Source organism: Streptomyces sp. SAI-135, assembly GCF_029893805.1.
Taxonomy (GTDB): Bacteria; Actinomycetota; Actinomycetes; order Streptomycetales; family Streptomycetaceae; genus Streptomyces.
The window spans coordinates 9,051,573-9,068,998 of the sequence record NZ_JARXYP010000002.1 but is presented as its reverse complement, the minus strand read 5'-3'; the positions used below and the strand labels follow the sequence as shown (position 1 = coordinate 9,068,998).

The window sequence follows — 17,426 nt, the reverse complement described above, 5'->3', positions numbered from 1 at the left end:
CTGAACGCTGCGGATCGCAGTACTCCGCATGGTCAAGATCTGTCCGCTTCAGGCAAAGGTGCATATCACAGGCACCCGTACCGAAGGCTGTTTCCCGACTAAGTGAACTCGCGTGAGGGAAGGGGCCGTTGGTGTGCCTCCGCTACTCGAAAGGGTGACTAGCATGAGCGGCACGCGTGAGCCGGAAGCGCACCGTCCGTGACGGGCCGTCTTTCGGAACGCCGACGACGCCCAGTCGTCCACCTTCTGCTCGTACGAACCGAGGGACCGCGGAATGCCAGTGTCTGCTCGCTCCCGTCAACGGCGACGTGGGAAAGGGGCGAGTTCGTCTCCGGCCGTGTTCCCGGTCGTCCTGCTCGTGGCGGCGGGGGGTGCCGCCGCTGCCGCCGTTTCCGCTCCCGAGGCGGCCCGCTCCTGGGTGCTCGCCATGGCCGTCGCCGCCTGGTGCTGTATCGCCGTCGTCACAGCCACCGCCTCCTATCTCTTGCGTCGTGCCCGTCGGCAGGCGGCCGCCCGGGACAGCGAGCTCGGGATGACCAAGGACCACTGGAAGCAGCAGGGCACCGAGGTCGTCCAGCTCCTCAACGTGGGTATGCCAGGGGTCGCGCAGCAGTTGAAGAACGGCGCCAGCGCCGAGGAGGCGGTCTCCCGGGTCACCACCCCGTCCGATCCGCAACTGCGCCAGATCCTGGACACGTTCGCGGCACAGCTCGGCGCGTCGATGGCGCGGGCCACCACCGCCGAGAACGAACTGCGCACGATGCGCAGCGAACTGGCCAACGGCAGAGCGGAACTCGAGCGGCTGACGGAGGAGACGTTGCCCGCCGCGGTGGCCCTCCTGCGGGAAGGCAGTTCCGGCAACACCGTCCTCACCAAGTTCGACTGGCCGCAGACTCCCCTGGTCCGGGAAACGGCCGAGTGGTTCGTCCGCGAACTCGCCTACAGTGAACGGCGTTCCGCCGCTGCCCAGGTCGCCTCCGCCAAGGCCTTGAGCCGGGTGCAGTCCAAGACCGTCGCGATGCTGGCCGATCTGCGGGAGATGCAGGAACGGCACGGCCAGGAGGTCTTCGGTGACCTGTTGCGCCTGGATCACAGCACTTCTCAGCTCGGTCTCATGACGGACCGGCTGGCCCTGCTGATGGGCGGCCGTTCCAGCCGCGTGTGGAACAAGCCGATCGTCATGGAGAGCATCCTGCGCGGAGCCGTCGGCCGGATCGCCGCCTACCGGCGGGTGCGCCTGCACTCCTCCAGCAAGGCGGCCATCGCGGGCTTCGCGGCCGAAGGTGTGATGCACCTGCTCGCCGAACTCATGGACAACGCCGCGAACTTCTCGCCGCCCATCGACGAGGTCCACGTCTACGTGGAAGAGCGCAGCGCCGGCCTCGTCGTCACCATCGAGGACAGCGGCCTGAAGATGTCGGACGCCGCCATGCGCCGTGCCGAGGAGTCCGTGTCGGGCCGGGTCACCGACCTCGCCTCACTCCAGGGCACCCGGCTCGGCCTGACCGTGGTGGGCCGGCTCGCCGAGCGGTACGGCATCAGCGTGAACTACCGGCCCTCCTCGCGTGGCGGCACCGGCGTCGTCGTTCTGCTGCCTCCTCAGCTCCTGTCCCAGCAGCGTGAGCCCGTCGTCGAGCGTCCCCGGCCGGCCGCCGAGGCCCCCGCCGCGTCGGCGCCTGCCGTGGAAGCCGAACAGGCTCCGGTCCCGCGCACCCGAGCGGCAGCGCCCGTGGAGCCGGTTGCGCCCGCGGCCGGCGCCGATGCGCCGGCAGGCCGGGGCACGGCGCCCGGCAACGCACTGCCCGTGCGGGCCCCCGGCCGGACGATGGCCGCTGCCGAGCGCGCGCGGCAGAAGGCCATGCCGGCCCCCGCGGACGAGCCGGTGGAACCGGCGCCCGCTCGCGACGCCGGAAGCAGGTTCGGCGCCTTCCACCGTGCCCGTCACGGCGGTGGCGTACCGGACGACTCCGTCAGCCCGCCGGATGACGGGCCCGAGTCCGCGGCTGAGTGAGCCGCCACCCCACCTCTTGGCCTGCGCACACCCACTACGCGGGCAGCCACCCACCCAGCACCTCGTCGCCGTATTCGATGGATTGGAGGAACGGGCCGGGTGACCGTCGACCGGTCACAACCCGTCCCGATCACCATGGAGACCACTGACAACAGCCTCACCTGGCTCCTGATGAACCTCTTGGAGCGCACCCCGGGCACGCGCCATGCGCTCGTCCTGTCACGGGACGGCCTGAAGCTGTGCTGGACGGAGCACATGACGCTCGACCAGGCCGACCAGCTGGCGGCCATCTGCTCCGGCATCCAAGCCCTCGCGCAGGGAGCCTCCGTCGAGTTCGGCGACGGATCGGGTGGCGTGCGGCACTCCATGACCGAGTTCCACGGCGGCCTGCTGTTCATCGTGGAGGCCGGTGAGGGCGCGCACCTGGCGGTCGTCGCGCAGGAGGACGCCGACCCGGGAGTCGTCGGCCATCAGATGACGGAGCTGGTCGAACAGATCGGTGAGCATCTGCGGGCAGAACCGCGCACGCCCGCCGTCCGGGGTGCTCACGCGTGATCCGTAAACCCGTGGATGTCGGGGATCCCGACCGGCTCTACATGGTCACCGGCGGGCGCAGCACGGCCGACGACTCGTTCGACCTGGTCACGCTGATCGTCAGCGAGAGCGAGCCGAGCACCGGCATGCAGTCCGAGCACGTGAAGATCCTCGAGCTCTGCCGGCATCCCACGGCGTTGGTGGAGATCTCCGCCGAGCTGAAGCTGCCCGTCACGGTCGCCCGCATCCTCGTGGGCGACCTTCACGACATGGGCAAGGTCAGCGCCCGTCATCCCCGCGCCGCCGAATCCGTCGCGTCGCTTCCCGAAACCGCCTTGCTCCAGGAGGTCCTCAATGGGCTCCGCAACCTCTGAGCTCCCCTCCCAGCGCACCCCGCTGGCCGACGCCGCCGAGACCGGTCTGAAGATCGTCGTGGTGGGCGGGTTCGGGGCCGGCAAGACCACCCTGGTCCGTTCGGTGAGCGAGATCCGGCCGCTGAACACCGAAGAGGTGATGACGCAGGCGGGGCAGCACGTCGACGAGACGGCCGGCGTGGAGGGCAAGACGACCACGACGGTCGCGTTCGACTTCGGCCGCATCACCCTCAACGAGCGCATGGTGCTCTACCTGTTCGGTGCTCCGGGCCAGGAACGGTTCTGGTTCCTGTGGGACCGCCTGTTCTCCGGGACGCTGGGCGCGGTCGTTCTCGTCGACACGCGCCGCATGGAGGACTGCTGGTACGCGATAGACCGGCTCGAACACCACAAGACCCCGTTCGTGGTGGCCGTGAACCGCTTCGACGGCGACGAGAACCACTACTCGCTCGAAGAGATCCGCACGGCTCTCGCGCTGGGGGCGCATGTGCCGATGGTCGACTGCGACGCCCGGGTCAGGTCATCGGGCAAGGAGGTCCTCATCGCCCTCGTCGACCATCTCTACTCAATGGCACTGTCCCAGGAGAGCACACCGTGAGCGATCCCACCGGCTCCCCCTCCGCGCCCACCCCGCCCCCCGGCTGCCCAGCTCACGACGCCGCGGTGCATCTGGGCGGCCTGGAGTACCAGCAGACGCCCTCCCAGCTGTACCGCTCGCTGCGCCGGGAGCACGGGGCGGTCGCGCCGGTGCTGCTCGACAACGACATTCCCGCCTGGCTGGTCCTCGGCTATCCCGAGGTCTGCTTCGTGACCAGTCATGACGAACTGTTCGCGCGGGACTCGCGGCGATGGAACCAGTGGGATCGCATTCCGGCGGACTGGCCCCTCCTGCCGTTCGTCGGCTACCAGCCGTCCGTACTGTTCACCGAGGGGGCGGAGCACCAGCGCCGAGCGGGTGTGATCACCCAGGCCCTGGAGGGCGTGGACCAGTTCGAGCTGTCCCGCGAGTGCGAGCTGATCGCCGACAAGCTGATCTCCTCGTTCTCAGGCAGCGGTCAGGCCGAGCTGATGAGCGCGTACGCGCACGCGCTGCCCGCCCGAGCCGTGCTGTGGATGTGCGGCATGCCGCAGGACAGCACCGACACCGAGCAGCTCGTCGACGACCTGCGGATCTCGCTCGACGCCGGCGAGGGCGACGACCCGGTGGCGGCGTACACACGGGTCGGCGCGCGGATCATGCAGCTGGTGAAGGAGAAACGCGAGCGGCCGGGGCCGGACGTCACCTCCCGGATGCTGCTGGATCCAGCCGGGCTCAGCGACGAGGAGATCGTGCAGGATCTGATCTCCGTGATCGCGGCCGCGCAGCAGCCGACGGCCAACTGGATCTGCAACACCTTGCGACTGCTGCTGACCGACGAGCGATTCGCGCTGAACGTCTCCGGCGGCAGGGTCAGCGTGGGGGACGCACTCAATGAGGTGCTGTGGCTGGACACGCCGACCCAGAACTTCATCGGCCGCTGGGCCGTGCGCGACACCCAGCTCGGCGGGCGCCTCATCCGCGAGGGAGACTGCCTCGTGCTGGGCCTCGCGGCCGCCAACACCGACCCCCAGATCTGGCCCGAGTCACACGTCGGCGCGGAGAACTCGGCACATCTGTCCTTCAGCAACGGCGAGCACCGCTGCCCCTATCCCGCACCGCTGCTGGCGGACGTGATGGCCCGTACCGCGGTGGAGACGCTCCTGGAGCGCCTCCCGGACCTCGTTCTGGCCGTTGAACCCGAGGAACTGACGTGGCGTCCGTCGATCTGGATGCGCGGACTGACCTCTCTGCCGGTGCAGTTCACTCCCGCCATGCAGTAGCCGTCCCCCGCCCCTCCCCCGCTGCGGGGTGGGGCGGAGGCGAGAACGGCACCTGCTGACCGCGGTGTTCAGCTGCCGGACGGGGTGAAACGCACCGGCAGCGACTGCGGGCCGCGGGTGAACACGCCCTGTTCCACCGGCTCGAAACCGTCGGCGAGACGCAGGTCGGGCATCGCGTCGAGCAGCTGGTTCACGCCGGTTTCGACCTCCGCCTTGGCGAGGAGCGCTCCGACGCAGAAGTGGCGGCCGAGCGCGAAGGCAAGGTGGTCGGCTGCGGCCGAGAAGGCGGAGGTGGTGGTGAGGTCGTTGCGGAAGATGTCGAACCGGTCCGGTTCGCGGTAGCGCTGTTCGTCCCGGTTGGCGGCGCCGATGAGGCACGTCACGGTGGCGCCGGCCGGGATGGTGCCGCCGGTGACCTCGACCTCGGTGGCCGACTGCCGCATGATCATGTGGACGGGCGGGGTGTAGCGCAGGGTCTCGGCGAAGGCCGCGGGTATCAGACCGCGGTCCTCGCGGACCGCCGCCAACTGGTCGGGATGCCGCAGCAGGTTGGCCAGGATGCTCGCGATCGCCTTGTCGGTGGTCTCGCCGCCCGCGGCGAGCAGCAGGCTGCAGAACGCCTTGATGTCCTCATCGCTCATGCGCACGCCGTCGACCTCGGCGGCGCACAGCGAGGACAGCAGGTCATCGCCCGGACGCTCGCGCCGCTCCCGGATGATCGGGATCATGTACTCGGCGAACTCCACCCGGGTGCGCTCGCCCGCCGCGGTCACCTCGGGGTCGCCGGCGAGGTTGCCGAGGAAGGCGATCACGGTGGTGTACCAGCCGTGGAAGCGGGCGTGGTCGGCCTTGTCGAGACCCAGCATGTCCGCGATGACATTGACCGGAAAGCGGGTGGCATAGTCACGGACGATGTCGGCGGTTCCGGTGTGGCGGAAGGCGTCGATGAGTTCGCGGGAGTTGCGTTCGATGACCGGCATGAACTTCTCCTGCAGGTCGCTGCCGCGGAAGGCGGGTGCGACCAGCGCGCGACGGACGGCGTGCTCGCGGCCGCTGAGCTGGAGGATCGTCTTGCCGTGAACCGGCTCCAGCTGCCAGTTGTAGTTGTCGGTCGTGAACTCCGCCTTCTTGTCCTTGAAGACGCGTTCGACATCCTCGTAGCGGGAGATGATGTAGCTCTGGGTGGCCTCGTGCCAGATCAGGGGTTCTTTCTCCCGCATCGCCGCGTAGGCGGGGTAGGGATCCTCAGCGAACTCGGGCGACAGGATGTCAGGTACCTGCTGGGCGGTGGACACGGGACTCCTCAAGGGTAGATGCCTGTGCTCTGCACCAGATTAATGATCTTCCAGTGGCTCAAAAAGGCCAGTCCTGGCCGAAGTTGAGAGTGAAAACCACTCGGGGAGGGTCGAGCGGGGCAGCCGCCCGGACCCTGGCCCTTCAGCCTCTCGACCTTCGCGGGCACCACAGTCGCCCACCCGCTCAGGGGCGCCGACGACGATTGGCCGGCCGTTGCGGCGAGCGCCCTCGACCCCACGGCCGCGATCGCCCAGGCCGAGCTCGGCGAGTCGGTGGGGGGTGACGAGCACGGGCGGCAGGTGGCCGGCCCGCGCCATGAGCGGATGCCGGGAGACCGGCTCATAGATCGCGGGCAGGCGACTCCCCTGCCTGCTCCTCACCGCGCCGGTGGTGCACACCCGGCCCATGGTGGCGGCCGTGCCCGTGGCTTGTCCGGCGACCTCGCCCTCCACCGGCCCGACTTGTGCCCCGGAGAGAGGATGACGTCGTACCAGTCCCCTCCGACGCCGGGGGGGCCAGCCGCAGGCAGACAGCGGTGGACGATCTCCGCGCCGCCCGGTTGCTGGGGCCACGGTGCGGCGATCAGATCACGGCCATGGCTCACCAGCGCCACCAACGGCTGCAACGCCGGCGCCCGGCTCGGTATCGGCCAGGACGGCGCCGCCGGACCGGCTGAGGAGCTCCTGGGACGACCAGAGCGAACAGCTCCTCGACTGCAAGGCTCCACCTGTGCCCTGTAAGCGCTGGTCCAGCACCGCGGTCGTGCCGGCGGGCTTCGGCCCGGCCTGGGACGCCGTGCCGTGCGGCCGGGCCGCCTGGTCACGCCCGTGGACAATGCTCGTCATCGCCGCTCCTGAAGTCAGTGCGGGAGAGCTTCGGTCGCCTCCGGGGGCGCCTGCGCGCGATGGGCCGCGAGGAGCCGGCGCAGGGCGTCGACACTCTCCTTGATGCGGTCCGGCGCGCCCGACGTGACCTGGTGGAAGACCAGGCCGTCCAGGGCCGCGAAGACGATCTCCGTCATCTCCTGTGACACGTCGAAGCAGCCCAAGGCGTCGCGGACGGCTTCGCGGTAGGCGTCGTAGAGCAGGTCGACGTGGTGGCGCAGTTCTGGCCGTCGGCCGGATTCGAGCTTCAGCTCGTACTGGAAGACCTGGAGGTCGGGGTCGGCCGCGACGAAGTCGGCCAGGGTCGCGGCGAAGTCCTCCAGCCTTCCGCTGACGGGCACCAGCGAGGACGTCTCTATGCTGCGCATGACACACCACCGCAGCGCCTCTTCGAGCAGGGCGTCACGCGATCCGAAGTGGTGGGCGACCAGCCCGTGCGTGACACCGGCTTCGGCTGCGACGGCACGGTAGGTCAGCTTGCGCAGGCCGCCCTGGGCCACCACCCTGACGGCCGCCGCCAGGAGCGCCTCCCGCCCTTCGCCGTAACCGGGCCGGGCCTCATGGCTGTCCTCAAGGTGCGTCTCTGCCATGGCAGTCACTCGCCCTCCCTCTGCCTACCCGCCCCCAATCTATCCTATTGACAAGTTATCCATATGGATAGATTCTCGCTGCAGCGCACGCCACCTCTCTCCGCTGGAGTTCCCCATGGCCATCCCCGAAGGGCTGAGCATCACCCCGTTCGCTCCCCGCTACGCGGACCGGGTCGAGGAGTGGATCGACATCTACGGCAACGCCGTGCCACTGGCCATCGGTGATCCGGCCGAGGAGTACACGGCGATCCGCACCGCTGTCGGCGCCTCCGAGTACTCGATGCTCTACAAGTGGCACGTCGAGGGTGAGGACGCGGTCCCCACCGTCGACGCCGTCTTCTCGCGCAGCGTCAGAGGGCTGGGCGCCAGACGCATCGCCTACGGGGTCGTGGTCGACGACGACGGGATGATGCTGGACGACGTGACCGTGGCCGTCCTCGCGCCCGATCACGTCGTCGTCACCGGCGGCAACCCTGCCACCCGGCAGTCGCTGGCCGCGCACGCCCCCGCCGGAACCACGGTCACAGAGCGCCGCGACGAGTCCGCTGTCCTGACCTTGCAGGGCCCGCGCAGCCGCGACGTCCTGCAGCGCCTCACCCACGTCGACGTGTCCAACGCCGCGTTCCCCTACTACACCTTCCTGCGCGACACCCTGATCGCGGGCATTCCCGCACAGGTCAGCCGGCTCGGGTTCACCGCCGAGCTCGGCTACGAGATCCAGGTCCCGCGGGAGCGCGCGCTGGAGCTGTGGGACGCGGGCTTCGAGGCCGGAACGGACCTGGGGATCAGGGCCTTCGGCGCCATCGCCCTGCTGACCTGCCGCACCGAGGCAGGGATGATCATGGGTGAGCTGGAGTACGACCACACGGTCACCCCGTTCGAGTGCCGGATGGGCTGGGCGCTCGACTTCGACAAGGGCCCCTTCCAGGGCCGGGACGCACTGCTGGCCAAGAAGGACAGCGTCACCGGCCGCGTCGTCAGCGTCGTCTTGGACGCCGCGCCGGAGAACGCCGAGGGCGCCCGGCTGGAGCTGGACGGCCGGGACATCGGCTACGTGACGATGGCGGTGCCCTCCCCCGCCCTCGGCGGCGCCACCCTCGGCCTGGCCCGGGTGCACCGCGACGCCGTGAAGTCCGGCACCGCACTGACCGCCGTCTCCGCCGACGGGTCCAAGGCCGACGCCACGGTCCGGCCCACTCCCGTGTACGACCCCGAGCGCGCCCGCGTCCGGGCCTGACCCGACGGAGATCCTGACGTGCAACGCTACATACTCACGCTCCGCTGCCCCGACCAGCCGGGCATCGTCCACGCACTCGCCGCCGGCGTCGCACAGGCCGAGGGCAACATCCTGGAGAGCGCCCAGTTCTCCGATCCCGGCACCGGCATCTTCACCATCCGTGTGAGCCTGGAGACACCCGCGGCCGACACCGAGAAGCTGCGGGACGCACTCGCCCTGCGGCTGGCCCGCTTCGACCCGGTGCTGAGCGTCCGGCCCGAGGAGCAGCGCCGCCGGGTGCTGCTGATGGTGTCGAAGTTCGACCACTGCCTGGTCGACCTGCTCTACCGCTGGGATTTGGGCGAACTGCCCGTCGACATCCCGCTGATCGTCTCCAACCACCCCGACCTCGAACCGGTCGCGAAGCGGTACGGCATCCCCTTCGTCCACCTCCCCGTCAGCCGCGACACCAAGCCCGAGGCTGAGGCCGAGCTCCTGCGGCTGGCGGCCGACCACCAGGTCGACTTCGTGGTGCTCGCCCGCTACATGCAGGTCCTCTCCGACGACCTGTGCCGCAAGCTCTCGGGGCGAGTCATCAACATCCACCACTCGTTCCTGCCGGGCTTCAAGGGCGCCAAGCCCTACCACCAGGCCCACGACCGGGGCGTCAAACTCATCGGCGCCACCGCCCACTTCGTCACCGCCGACCTGGACGAGGGCCCGATCATCGAGCAGGACGTCGTCCGCGTCGGGCACCGCCACACCGCACCCGAGTTGGTCGCGATCGGCCGGGACGTCGAGCGGATCGTGCTGGCCCGGGCGGTCCGGCTGCACGCGGAGGACCGCGTCGTCCTCACCGGTTCCCGCACCGTCGTCTTCGCCTGATGACCGCACCGAGAGGCTCGTACGACATGACCACCGCGACGCTGCTCGACGGGAAGGCCGCGGCAGCCGAGACCAAACGTGAACTCGCCGAGCGGGTGAGGCTGTTGAAGGACCGGGGCATCGCTCCCGGGCTGGGCACCATCCTGGTCGGCGAGGACCCCGCCAGCCGCTCCTACGTCGGCGGCAAGCACCGCGACTGCGCCCAGGTCGGCATCGCGTCGATCCGGGTGGAGCTGCCCGGCACGGCCACCCAGGCCGATGTCGAGGCCGCCGTGCACAGGCTCAACGCCGATCCGGACTGCACCGGTTTCATCGTCCAGCTGCCGCTGCCGGCCCACATCGACACCCACGCCGTGCTGGAGCTCATCGACCCGGCCAAGGACGCCGACGGGCTCCACCCGGTCAACCTGGGCCGACTCGTGCTGGGGATACCGGGGCCGCTGCCCTGCACCCCGCGCGGCATCATCGACCTGCTGCGGCGCAACCGCGTGCCCATCACCGGGCAGCAGTTCTGCGTCATCGGCTGCGGGATCACGGTGGGCCGCCCGCTCGGACTGATGCTGACCCGCGCCACCGAGCACGCCACGGTGACCCTGTGCCACGAGGCCACCCAGGACACCGCGGCCCACGCCCGCGTCGCCGACGTCGTCGTGGCCGCGGCCGGCGTGGCCCACCTGGTCAAGCCCGACTGGATCAAGCCGGGCGCCACCGTCCTGTCCGTGGGCATCACCCGGACCGTCGAGGGCATCCTCGGCGACGTCCACCCGGACGTCGACCAGGTCGCGGGCTCACTCGCACCGCCGGTCGGCGGAGTGGGGCCGATGACCCGCGCCATGCTGCTGACCAACATCGTCGAGACGGCGGAGCGCGTCTGACGTAGACGGACTGCGGGGGGCGCGCCGCGCAAAGGTCCTGCCCCAGTCCGCAAGCGTCGCCGGGCGCCTGGAGCCGCCCGCGCGCCTACACCCGACCGGAGCACTCCGTGTAGCACTCCACCGGGTCGCCCTCGTAGCTCCAGGGCCATGGCGTCACCAGCCCGCCGACCGCGGAGAAGACCGGATCGGCATCGGCCTTGCGGCCCGCCCGGACCAGGGCGTAGGCGAGCGTTCCCAGGTCCGCGACGGCGGCCGCGTGACGCAGATGACCAGGTTGCAGCCAGTGGGCCATGCCGTGGTCCAGCAGACGTGCGGTGTGCGGCTGCGACCAGTACCGGCTGACTCCCAGCGCCTGAATTCCCCCACTGCTCCTTTCGCGGTGGTACTGCCGCACAGCCGCCGTCAGGGGCAGGCATGCCGTCGGCGCGTCCCACGGCATGACCGCGACGGCATCGTCGAGAAAGTCCCGCAGCGCGGCCTGGCTGCCCTGCTCCTCCGGGGAGAGGTAGCCCAGGATCTGCAGGTGCGCCTCCCGGTGCCATGGATCTCGCGCGCGTATCTCCTGCCAGACGGGAGAGAGCTCAGAGCTCGGCCGTCCCACCAGCCGCAGTGCTGCCAGCGCGGCCACCCACGGGGTCGGATCTGCCGGGCGGGCCTCGGTGGCGGCGCGGCAGATCGCCAGGGCACCCCGCGGGTCGGTCGCCAGTTCGGCCCAGGTGGCCAGTACCAGGGCGTCCGGGTCGCGGGGCCGGCGTTCGCGCCAGGTCCTGGCCAGTGCGGGCGCGGTGTGCGCGAGGACGCCGATCTGGTGGCAGCGGCGGTCCCAGTCGTCGCCGGTGTCCCGCAGGAGCCGCTCCACCTGGGCGATGGCGAGGTCCTGCGGCCCGGGGCCGCGGGCGGCGGCGATGCCTCTCAGCGCCCGGCCCAACGGAATGTCGTCGAGTTCGGGGGCGAGGCGGGGTGCCTGTCGCTTGGGGCCGAAGAGAGGCATGTCCTTGTCAGTGTCTGTGGTGGGCGGCCTGGATCAGCGCGTCGAACAGGGCCTGCTGGGCTGCGTCCTGGTCCGCGGTGTCCTCGGGGTGCCACTGCACCGCCGAGAACCATCCCGGGTGTCCGGGCAGTTCGAGTCCCTCCACCGTGCCGTCGGCGGCCCGCGCGGTGACGGTGAGACCGGCGCCGAGGCGGTCGACTCGCTGATGGTGGTAGCAGGAGGCCTCCGTCTTCTCGGCGCCGGTGGCCTGTTCGAGCAGGGTGCCGCGCTGGACCGCGACCGGGTGCACGATGTGCCGGTGCTCGCGGTCCGCGCCGCCCATGTCCTGTTCCAGGCTGCCGCCGAGGGCGACGTTCACCACCTGCAGCCCACGGCAGATCGCCAGCAGGGGCAGTCCCAGGTCCAATGCCCGACGGGCGACTTCGAGGTCGAACACATCCTGGAGGTCGTCGACGTCGTAGACGCTGTCATGGGTGTCGGCGGCTCCGTAGCGGTGCGGGGCCAGGTCCCCGCCGCCCGGGAGGAGCACGCCGTCGAAGCGGGCGAGGCGTTCGGCCACGTCGGCTGCGGCCGGGTCGGCGGGGTGGATGCTCACCGGCTCACCCCCGGCCCGCCACACGGCCTCGACCAGCGCACGCGCGTTGACCTCGGCGGCGTAGCGGAGTGCGGACGTGGTGGCGGCGAACCGGGCCGGTATCGCGATCAGAGGTCGAGGGTGTGTACGGGTCACAGCTGGATCCAGGTGGTCTTCAGTTCGGTGTACTTGTCGATGGCGTGGGCGGACTTGTCGCGGCCGTTGCCCGACTGCTTCATGCCGCCGAAGGGGACGGTCAGGTCGCCCTCCTCGTAGCAGTTGACCCAGACCGTCCCGGCCTTCAGCGCGCGGGAGACCTTGTGGGCGGTGGACAGGTCGGAGGTCCACAGGCCGGCGGCGAGGCCGTACTCGGTGGCGTTGGCCAGCCGTACCGCCTCGTCGAGGTCGTCGAAGGCGAGGACGGACAGGACGGGGCCGAAGATCTCCTCGCGCGCCAGCCGCATGCCGGGGTCGACCCGGTCGAAGACGGTGGGCCGCAGGTAGCTGCCGCCGGTCTCGGCCAGGACGCGGCCCCCGCCCACGCACAGCCGGGCCCCCTCGTCCAGACCGGAGGCGACATGCTCCAGGACCCTGCCGAGGTGGCTGTCGCCGACCAGCGCGCCCATCTCGGTGGCCGGATCCAGCGGGTCACCCACCCGTAGCTCGCGCGCCCGCGCCACGACGGCCTCCGTGACCTGTTCGGCGATGGAGGAGTGGACCAGCAGCCGGGAGGGCGCCGTGCACATCTCGCCCTGGTTGAAGAAGATGCCCCAGGCCGCGGTGGCCGCGGCCTTCTCCAGGTCGGGGGCGTCGGGGAGCACGATGTTCGGTGACTTGCCGCCGAGTTCGAGCCAGACGCGCTTGAGGTTGGAGTCGGCGGCGTAGCGCAGGAAGTGCCGGCCGACGGCCGTGGATCCGGTGAAAGCCAGGACATCGACGTCGGGGTGCAGGCCGAGCGCCCGGCCGGCCACCGGCCCGTCACCGGTCACGACGTTGAGGACACCCGGCGGCAGTCCGGCGTCGGTGGCGACGCGGCCGAGGAGGAGGGCGGACAGCGGAGAGGACTCCGACGGCTTCAGGACGACCGTGCAGCCGGCGGCGAGCGCGGGCGCGACTTTCCAACTCGCCAGCGTGAGCGGGAAGTTCCACGGCACGACCGCACCGACGACACCGGTCGGCTCCCGGGTGATCAGGGCGAGCGAGTCCGGCGCGGTGTGGGGGGACTCGTTCGTGAGCTTGTCGGCGAGCTGCCCGTACCAGCGGAAGGTGTTGATCGCGGCGCGCAGCTCGATGGCGTACGCGTCCGTGATGGGTTTGCCCATCTCCAGGCTCACGGTCAGCGCCAGCTCCTCGCGCCGCTCCTCCAGCAGCTCGGCGATCCTCAGCAGGACCCGGCCGCGCTCGGCGGGCTGCAGGTGCGGCCACGGCCCTGTGTCGAAGGCGCGGCGTGCCGCCGCGACGGCGAGATCGACCTCCGCCTCTCGCGCGTCGGCGACATGGACCAGGGTCTGGCCGTCGCGAGGGGAGACCACGGCGAACGATCCACCGTCACCGGCTTCGTTCCTGCCGTCGATGTGGTGCTGCGTGGGCAGGTCGAGTTCCTTGGCGCGGCGCAGCAGTTCCTCATGGGTGGCGTTCAGCACGCGCTCTCCCCTTCACTTCCTTTTGTCTCGGCTGATGACAGACAACTCGTGGTGCTCGGCAGGAGGGCCGATACGACCGGGCGCAGGCTCCGGCCGTATCGGTGAGGCATGGGGGTGTTCAGTCGTTGGTCTCTGCCCGGGGCCGTGTCAGCCGGGCGCCGACGACACCGAGGACCAGCACCACCGGAACGGTGACCTCAAGCCACATGGCCGTGGTCTGGTCACCGCCGATGAGCGTCGTGAAGTTGTCGACGATGATCCAGATGGCCCCGACGATGCCGAGCGCACCCAGTACGGGGGCGATCAGGGTGTTCCACGGGCGGGTGTCGGCGCGCGAGCGGCGGAAGAACACGACGACCGAGACCGAGGTCAGGAAGTACAGCAGCATGACGCCGAGGACGGAGACGCCGCTGAGCCAGGAGAAGAGGGTCAGCACCGGGTCCTTGCCGAGGACGGCGAAGGGCATCACCAGCAGCACGGAGATCGCGGTCTGCGCGGCGCCGGCGCCCCAGGGCGAATGACGCCGGTTGACGACGGTCAGCCCGCGGGGCAGCAGACCCTCGCGGCCGAGGGAGAACAGATAGCGGTTGGCCGAGTTGTGGAAGGCCAGGATGCCCGCGAAGAGGGAGGTGACCAGCAGGATCGGCAGCACGTCGCCCGTCCAGCCGCCGAACAGGGCGGCGATCGGGGTGAAGACGAAGCTGGTCGCGTCGCCGCTCTGCAGCGCCTCACCGGCATCGCCCGTCGCCTGGGATGCGCCGTGCGCCGAGACCAGCATCCACGTGGTGAAGGCGAGGAAGGCGGAGATCAGTGTGACGGAGGCGTAGGCGGCGCGGGGGACGGTCTTGCGGGGCTCGCGGGCCTCCTCGCCGTAGATGGCCGTGGACTCGAAGCCGAACATCGACGCCACGGCGAACATCAGGGCCACACCGGGAGCGCCCTGGAGCGCGGCAGACGGCGAGAAGCTCTCGGTGACGCCGAGCCCCTCGGGACCGCCGCCCTTGAAGAAGGTCACGAGGGCGAAGGCGACCAGGATGCTGAACTCGGCCAGCACGAAGACTGCGAGGATCTTCGCCCCCATGTCGATCCCCAGGGCGCCGAGAATCTCCACGATCGCCATGGTGACCAGGACCCAGACCCACCATGCCACGTGGGCGCCCGAGTAGTGCTCGACCAGGGCACTCACCGTGGCGCCGTACAACCCGTACATGGCGGCCTGGACGGCACAGTAGGCCAGGAGAGCGAGCCCGGCGCCGCCGGAACCGGCCGGTCGGCCGAGGCCCTTGCCGATATAGGCGTAGAAGGCTCCGGCGTCCACGACATGACGGCTCATGGCGACGAATCCGACGGAGAACAGCAGGATGATGACGCCGGCCGCGACATAGGCGGTAGGAGCGCCTGCACCGCTGCCGATGGCGACTGCGAAGGGCACAGCCCCGGCGATGGCCGTCAGCGGTGCCTGGGCGGAGAGAACGAAGAAGAGAACGCCCAGGACACCGAGAGAATCGGGCTTGAGCCTGCCTGCCATGGATGCATCATGACTCGCTTGCGTAAGAGATGCGGTCTGACTGTCCACTCGAATCACCTGCCGGGGGACGGGGGGCGGAGTTTCGTTTTAGGCCAAACGAGTTGCCTCATGGTGGGCTGGAACTATCCGTTTGGCAAGGGGTTCCGGGGAGATCCTTCTGCGGACACGAGGTCTTTACAGGACCGTGACCCAGGCGGCGGGCCGGTCGGCGGCATCCCGGGCCGCGTTGCTGAAATCGGCGGTGCCGTCCAGGGGCACCAGGAAGTTGACCTCGGGGAAGCAGACGGCACAGCAGCCATGTGCGGTCGGGTGTACTCACCGACCAGGTCGCCCCGGTCCAGGTCGGCCAGCTGGTCGTGGGAGCGGATCGTCTGGCGATCGCGTTCCGGCCAGGCGCAGCCGGGTCAGACGAACCCGGTCTCCTGATTGACGCTCAGCAGGGCCAGCAGAGTCAGCGGGGTCCGCTTGGCGCCCGTCCGGCGGCCGCCGTGCCGCAGCGAGTGGACGACGGCCGGGATGCGGGCCGCGTACTCCTTGGGCGACCGACGGTCAGAGAGCTGTCGCCGGGGTCGGTCGTTCACCGGGTGGCCCGGAGGCCCTCGGCGACATGCCGCGTTCCCGTCCCTACTCGTGGACCGTGATGGCCTGGAGCGGACAGACCTCGGCGGCCTCGTACAGTTCCCCGGCGCTCCCCTCGTCCACTTCGGCCTCGTAGACGTCGGTCGTCCGCGACCGCAGGGACAGGCGTCCCTCGTCGTCCAGCGCGAACATGTCGGGGGCCGCGTACACGCACTGGCCGTGGTCCTGGCACTTGTTGAGATCGACTTCGACCTTCATGACGACTCCTGTCTCTCGAAAGGGGGCGGGGGATCAGAGAAAACGGACGGGGAGATGGGTGATCGTGCGCAGGAACTCGGTGTGCGCATAAGCGGGTTCTCCGGCCAGCTCGACACCGGAGAACCGGTTGACGATCGAGCTGAAGACGATGTCGGCCTCGGCGCGGGCCAGGACCTGGCCGGCGCAGCCGTGCATGCCGGAGCCGAAGGCCAGGTGCCGGCCGGCGGCGACCGGGCGGGTGTGGTCGAAGGTGTCGGGGTCGGCGAAGACTTCGGGGTCGCGGTTGGCCGAGGCGATGAGCAGGGCCAGCGCCTCTCCGGCCGGCACGGTGGTGTCACCGATGACCGTGTCCTGGGTGGTCAGGCGCACCACCATCGACTCGGGCGTGTCGATCCGCAGGATCTCGTTGATGATGCCCGGCCGCGCCTCCGGCTCGTCGCGGTAGGCGGTGAACAGCTCGGGCCGCTGCGTCATCAGCCAGATGCCATGGTTGATCAGGTGCTTGACGTCGAGGTGTCCCACGGCGAAGAACAGGAAGACGGTGCAGATGACCTCGTCCTCGGTCATCATGCCCTCGTCCTGCGCGGCGATGAAGGCGTCGATCAGTCCCTCGCCGGGGTGGGCGCGCTTGTCGGCCACGAGCCGGCGGATGTGCTCGGCGAACCAGGCGAAAGCCTCCGTGGTGGCGCGGGCCTCCTCGTCGTTGCCGCCGGGGCCGAGGCTCAGCCCGATCTCGTAGGTCCTGCGCTGGATGGTGTCCATCTCGGTGGGCTCGATGCCGAAGATGCGGCAGGTCGTCTCGAAGGTGCACTTCAGGGAGAGGCCGTCGGCAGCGTCCAGGGTGCCGTCGCCTTTCTCGACCTCGTCGAGCACGGCCTCCACGCAGGCGCGCATCACCTTGGACCACTCCTCGACGGCCTTGGGCGTGAACCAGCGGTTGGTGATCCGGCGCAGCCTCGTGTGGTCGGGGGCGTCCTTGCCGAGCATGGTGTGGTGGATCGGGGCGGCCGGCCCGAAGTCGAGCTGCTGCACGCTCAGGGTGGGGTTGCGGATGAGCCGGGCGACGTCCTCGTAGCGGGAGACGACGTACAGGCCCACCGGATGCCGGTAGACCGGGTGCTCCTGCCGCAGCCGCGCGTAGTACGGGTACGGGTCCGCTCGGAAGCAGGGGTCGCGGAAGGGCAGCAGGTCCTCGGTGGCGGACGCGGGTCCGGCGGTGGTGACGGTCATGGCGTGGCACTCCTCGTATCGGGCGCGAGGCGGAGGGAAGCCGGGAGCGGCAAGGGGGAAGCGGCCAGTGGCCCTTCACCGCGAGAATTATCCACTCG

Annotated in this window: 17 protein-coding genes; 8 read left to right on the top strand and 9 right to left on the bottom strand. The window is 70.1% G+C overall.

The window, feature by feature from the left end; translation table 11 throughout:
* The first annotated feature begins 337 nt into the window (after positions 1-337).
* From M2163_RS45540 to M2163_RS45520, 5 genes are all read left to right on the top strand, one after another.
* Entirely contained in the window at positions 338-2,011 is a 1,674-nt protein-coding gene (locus M2163_RS45540; protein ID WP_280897087.1) for an ATP-binding protein, read from the top strand.
* A gap of 135 nt (positions 2,012-2,146) precedes the next feature.
* Positions 2,147-2,566, top strand: a complete 420-nt coding sequence (locus M2163_RS45535; RefSeq protein ID WP_280846960.1) for a roadblock/LC7 domain-containing protein — start codon at positions 2,147-2,149, stop codon at positions 2,564-2,566.
* A complete protein-coding gene (locus M2163_RS45530) occupies positions 2,563-2,919 on the top strand; it encodes a DUF742 domain-containing protein (protein ID WP_280846961.1) in 357 nt (118 codons plus the stop codon). Before M2163_RS45535 ends, M2163_RS45530 begins: the two co-directional genes overlap by 4 nt.
* The gene (locus M2163_RS45525) at positions 2,900-3,517 is read left to right on the top strand and encodes an ATP/GTP-binding protein (RefSeq protein ID WP_280846962.1); all 618 of its coding nucleotides are present in this window, start codon (positions 2,900-2,902) and stop codon (positions 3,515-3,517) included. Before M2163_RS45530 ends, M2163_RS45525 begins: the two co-directional genes overlap by 20 nt.
* Complete coding sequence (locus tag M2163_RS45520; protein WP_280846963.1) at positions 3,514-4,779, top strand: cytochrome P450; 1,266 nt, start codon at positions 3,514-3,516, stop codon at positions 4,777-4,779. The genes M2163_RS45525 and M2163_RS45520 overlap by 4 nt, the downstream gene beginning before the upstream one ends.
* A gap of 68 nt (positions 4,780-4,847) precedes the next feature.
* Here the strand turns inward: M2163_RS45520 and M2163_RS45515 are convergent, their stop codons facing one another.
* Both M2163_RS45515 and M2163_RS45510 read right to left on the bottom strand, forming a co-directional pair.
* Positions 4,848-6,074 carry a cytochrome P450 gene (locus M2163_RS45515; protein ID WP_280897086.1) on the bottom strand — a complete coding sequence of 409 codons (1,227 nt, stop codon included), beginning with the start codon at positions 6,072-6,074 and terminating at the stop codon, positions 4,848-4,850.
* Positions 6,075-6,934: 860 nt separating this feature from the next.
* The gene (locus M2163_RS45510; RefSeq protein ID WP_280897085.1) at positions 6,935-7,549 is read right to left on the bottom strand and encodes a TetR/AcrR family transcriptional regulator; all 615 of its coding nucleotides are present in this window, start codon (positions 7,547-7,549) and stop codon (positions 6,935-6,937) included.
* Positions 7,550-7,664: 115 nt separating this feature from the next.
* Here M2163_RS45510 and M2163_RS45505 point away from each other — a divergent pair, with 115 nt between their 5' ends.
* The 3 genes from M2163_RS45505 to M2163_RS45495 are packed head-to-tail and all read left to right on the top strand — an operon-like array spanning position 7,665 to position 10,525.
* Positions 7,665-8,786 (top strand): aminomethyltransferase family protein, encoded by a 1,122-nt coding sequence (locus M2163_RS45505; RefSeq protein WP_280897084.1) that lies wholly within the window; start codon positions 7,665-7,667, stop codon positions 8,784-8,786.
* A gap of 18 nt (positions 8,787-8,804) precedes the next feature.
* Complete coding sequence (purU, locus tag M2163_RS45500) at positions 8,805-9,650, top strand: formyltetrahydrofolate deformylase (RefSeq protein WP_280846967.1); 846 nt, start codon at positions 8,805-8,807, stop codon at positions 9,648-9,650.
* A gap of 26 nt (positions 9,651-9,676) precedes the next feature.
* Complete coding sequence (locus tag M2163_RS45495; protein WP_280897428.1) at positions 9,677-10,525, top strand: bifunctional methylenetetrahydrofolate dehydrogenase/methenyltetrahydrofolate cyclohydrolase; 849 nt, start codon at positions 9,677-9,679, stop codon at positions 10,523-10,525.
* 85 nt (positions 10,526-10,610) lie between these two features.
* Here the strand turns inward: M2163_RS45495 and M2163_RS45490 are convergent, their stop codons facing one another.
* The 7 genes from M2163_RS45490 to M2163_RS45460 form a co-directional block, all read right to left on the bottom strand.
* Positions 10,611-11,516 (bottom strand): hypothetical protein, encoded by a 906-nt coding sequence (locus M2163_RS45490; RefSeq protein WP_280897083.1) that lies wholly within the window; start codon positions 11,514-11,516, stop codon positions 10,611-10,613.
* Between the two features lie 7 nt (positions 11,517-11,523).
* Positions 11,524-12,246 (bottom strand): gamma-glutamyl-gamma-aminobutyrate hydrolase family protein, encoded by a 723-nt coding sequence (locus M2163_RS45485; protein WP_280897082.1) that lies wholly within the window; start codon positions 12,244-12,246, stop codon positions 11,524-11,526.
* Complete coding sequence (locus tag M2163_RS45480) at positions 12,243-13,733, bottom strand: aldehyde dehydrogenase (RefSeq protein ID WP_280897081.1); 1,491 nt, start codon at positions 13,731-13,733, stop codon at positions 12,243-12,245. The genes M2163_RS45485 and M2163_RS45480 overlap by 4 nt, the downstream gene beginning before the upstream one ends.
* Positions 13,734-13,851: 118 nt before the next feature.
* Positions 13,852-15,261, bottom strand: coding sequence for an APC family permease (locus M2163_RS45475; protein ID WP_280846972.1), 1,410 nt, complete (start codon positions 15,259-15,261; stop codon positions 13,852-13,854).
* A 404-nt stretch (positions 15,262-15,665) separates the two neighbouring features.
* Positions 15,666-15,842 (bottom strand): hypothetical protein, encoded by a 177-nt coding sequence (locus M2163_RS45470; protein WP_280897441.1) that lies wholly within the window; start codon positions 15,840-15,842, stop codon positions 15,666-15,668.
* 43 nt (positions 15,843-15,885) lie between these two features.
* Entirely contained in the window at positions 15,886-16,098 is a 213-nt protein-coding gene (locus M2163_RS45465; RefSeq protein ID WP_280897080.1) for a ferredoxin, read from the bottom strand.
* 33 nt (positions 16,099-16,131) lie between these two features.
* Positions 16,132-17,328, bottom strand: coding sequence for a cytochrome P450 (locus M2163_RS45460; protein WP_280897079.1), 1,197 nt, complete (start codon positions 17,326-17,328; stop codon positions 16,132-16,134).
* Between the last annotated feature and the right edge of the window lie 98 nt (positions 17,329-17,426).

Excerpts from the sequence above, each read along its gene's own strand:
- M2163_RS45535 (WP_280846960.1), top strand. The coding sequence starts at position 2,147 with ATGGAGACCACTGACAACAGCCTCACCTGGCTCCTGATGAACCTCTTG.
- M2163_RS45525 (WP_280846962.1), top strand. The coding sequence starts at position 2,900 with ATGGGCTCCGCAACCTCTGAGCTCCCCTCCCAGCGCACCCCGCTGGCC.
- M2163_RS45510 (WP_280897085.1), bottom strand. The coding sequence starts at position 7,549 with ATGGCAGAGACGCACCTTGAGGACAGCCATGAGGCCCGGCCCGGTTAC.
- M2163_RS45505 (WP_280897084.1), top strand. The coding sequence starts at position 7,665 with ATGGCCATCCCCGAAGGGCTGAGCATCACCCCGTTCGCTCCCCGCTAC.
- M2163_RS45495 (WP_280897428.1), top strand. The coding sequence starts at position 9,677 with ATGACCACCGCGACGCTGCTCGACGGGAAGGCCGCGGCAGCCGAGACC.
- M2163_RS45490 (WP_280897083.1), bottom strand. The coding sequence starts at position 11,516 with ATGCCTCTCTTCGGCCCCAAGCGACAGGCACCCCGCCTCGCCCCCGAA.
- M2163_RS45475 (WP_280846972.1), bottom strand. The coding sequence starts at position 15,261 with ATGGCAGGCAGGCTCAAGCCCGATTCTCTCGGTGTCCTGGGCGTTCTC.
- M2163_RS45465 (WP_280897080.1), bottom strand. The coding sequence starts at position 16,098 with ATGAAGGTCGAAGTCGATCTCAACAAGTGCCAGGACCACGGCCAGTGC.
- M2163_RS45460 (WP_280897079.1), bottom strand. The coding sequence starts at position 17,328 with ATGACCGTCACCACCGCCGGACCCGCGTCCGCCACCGAGGACCTGCTG.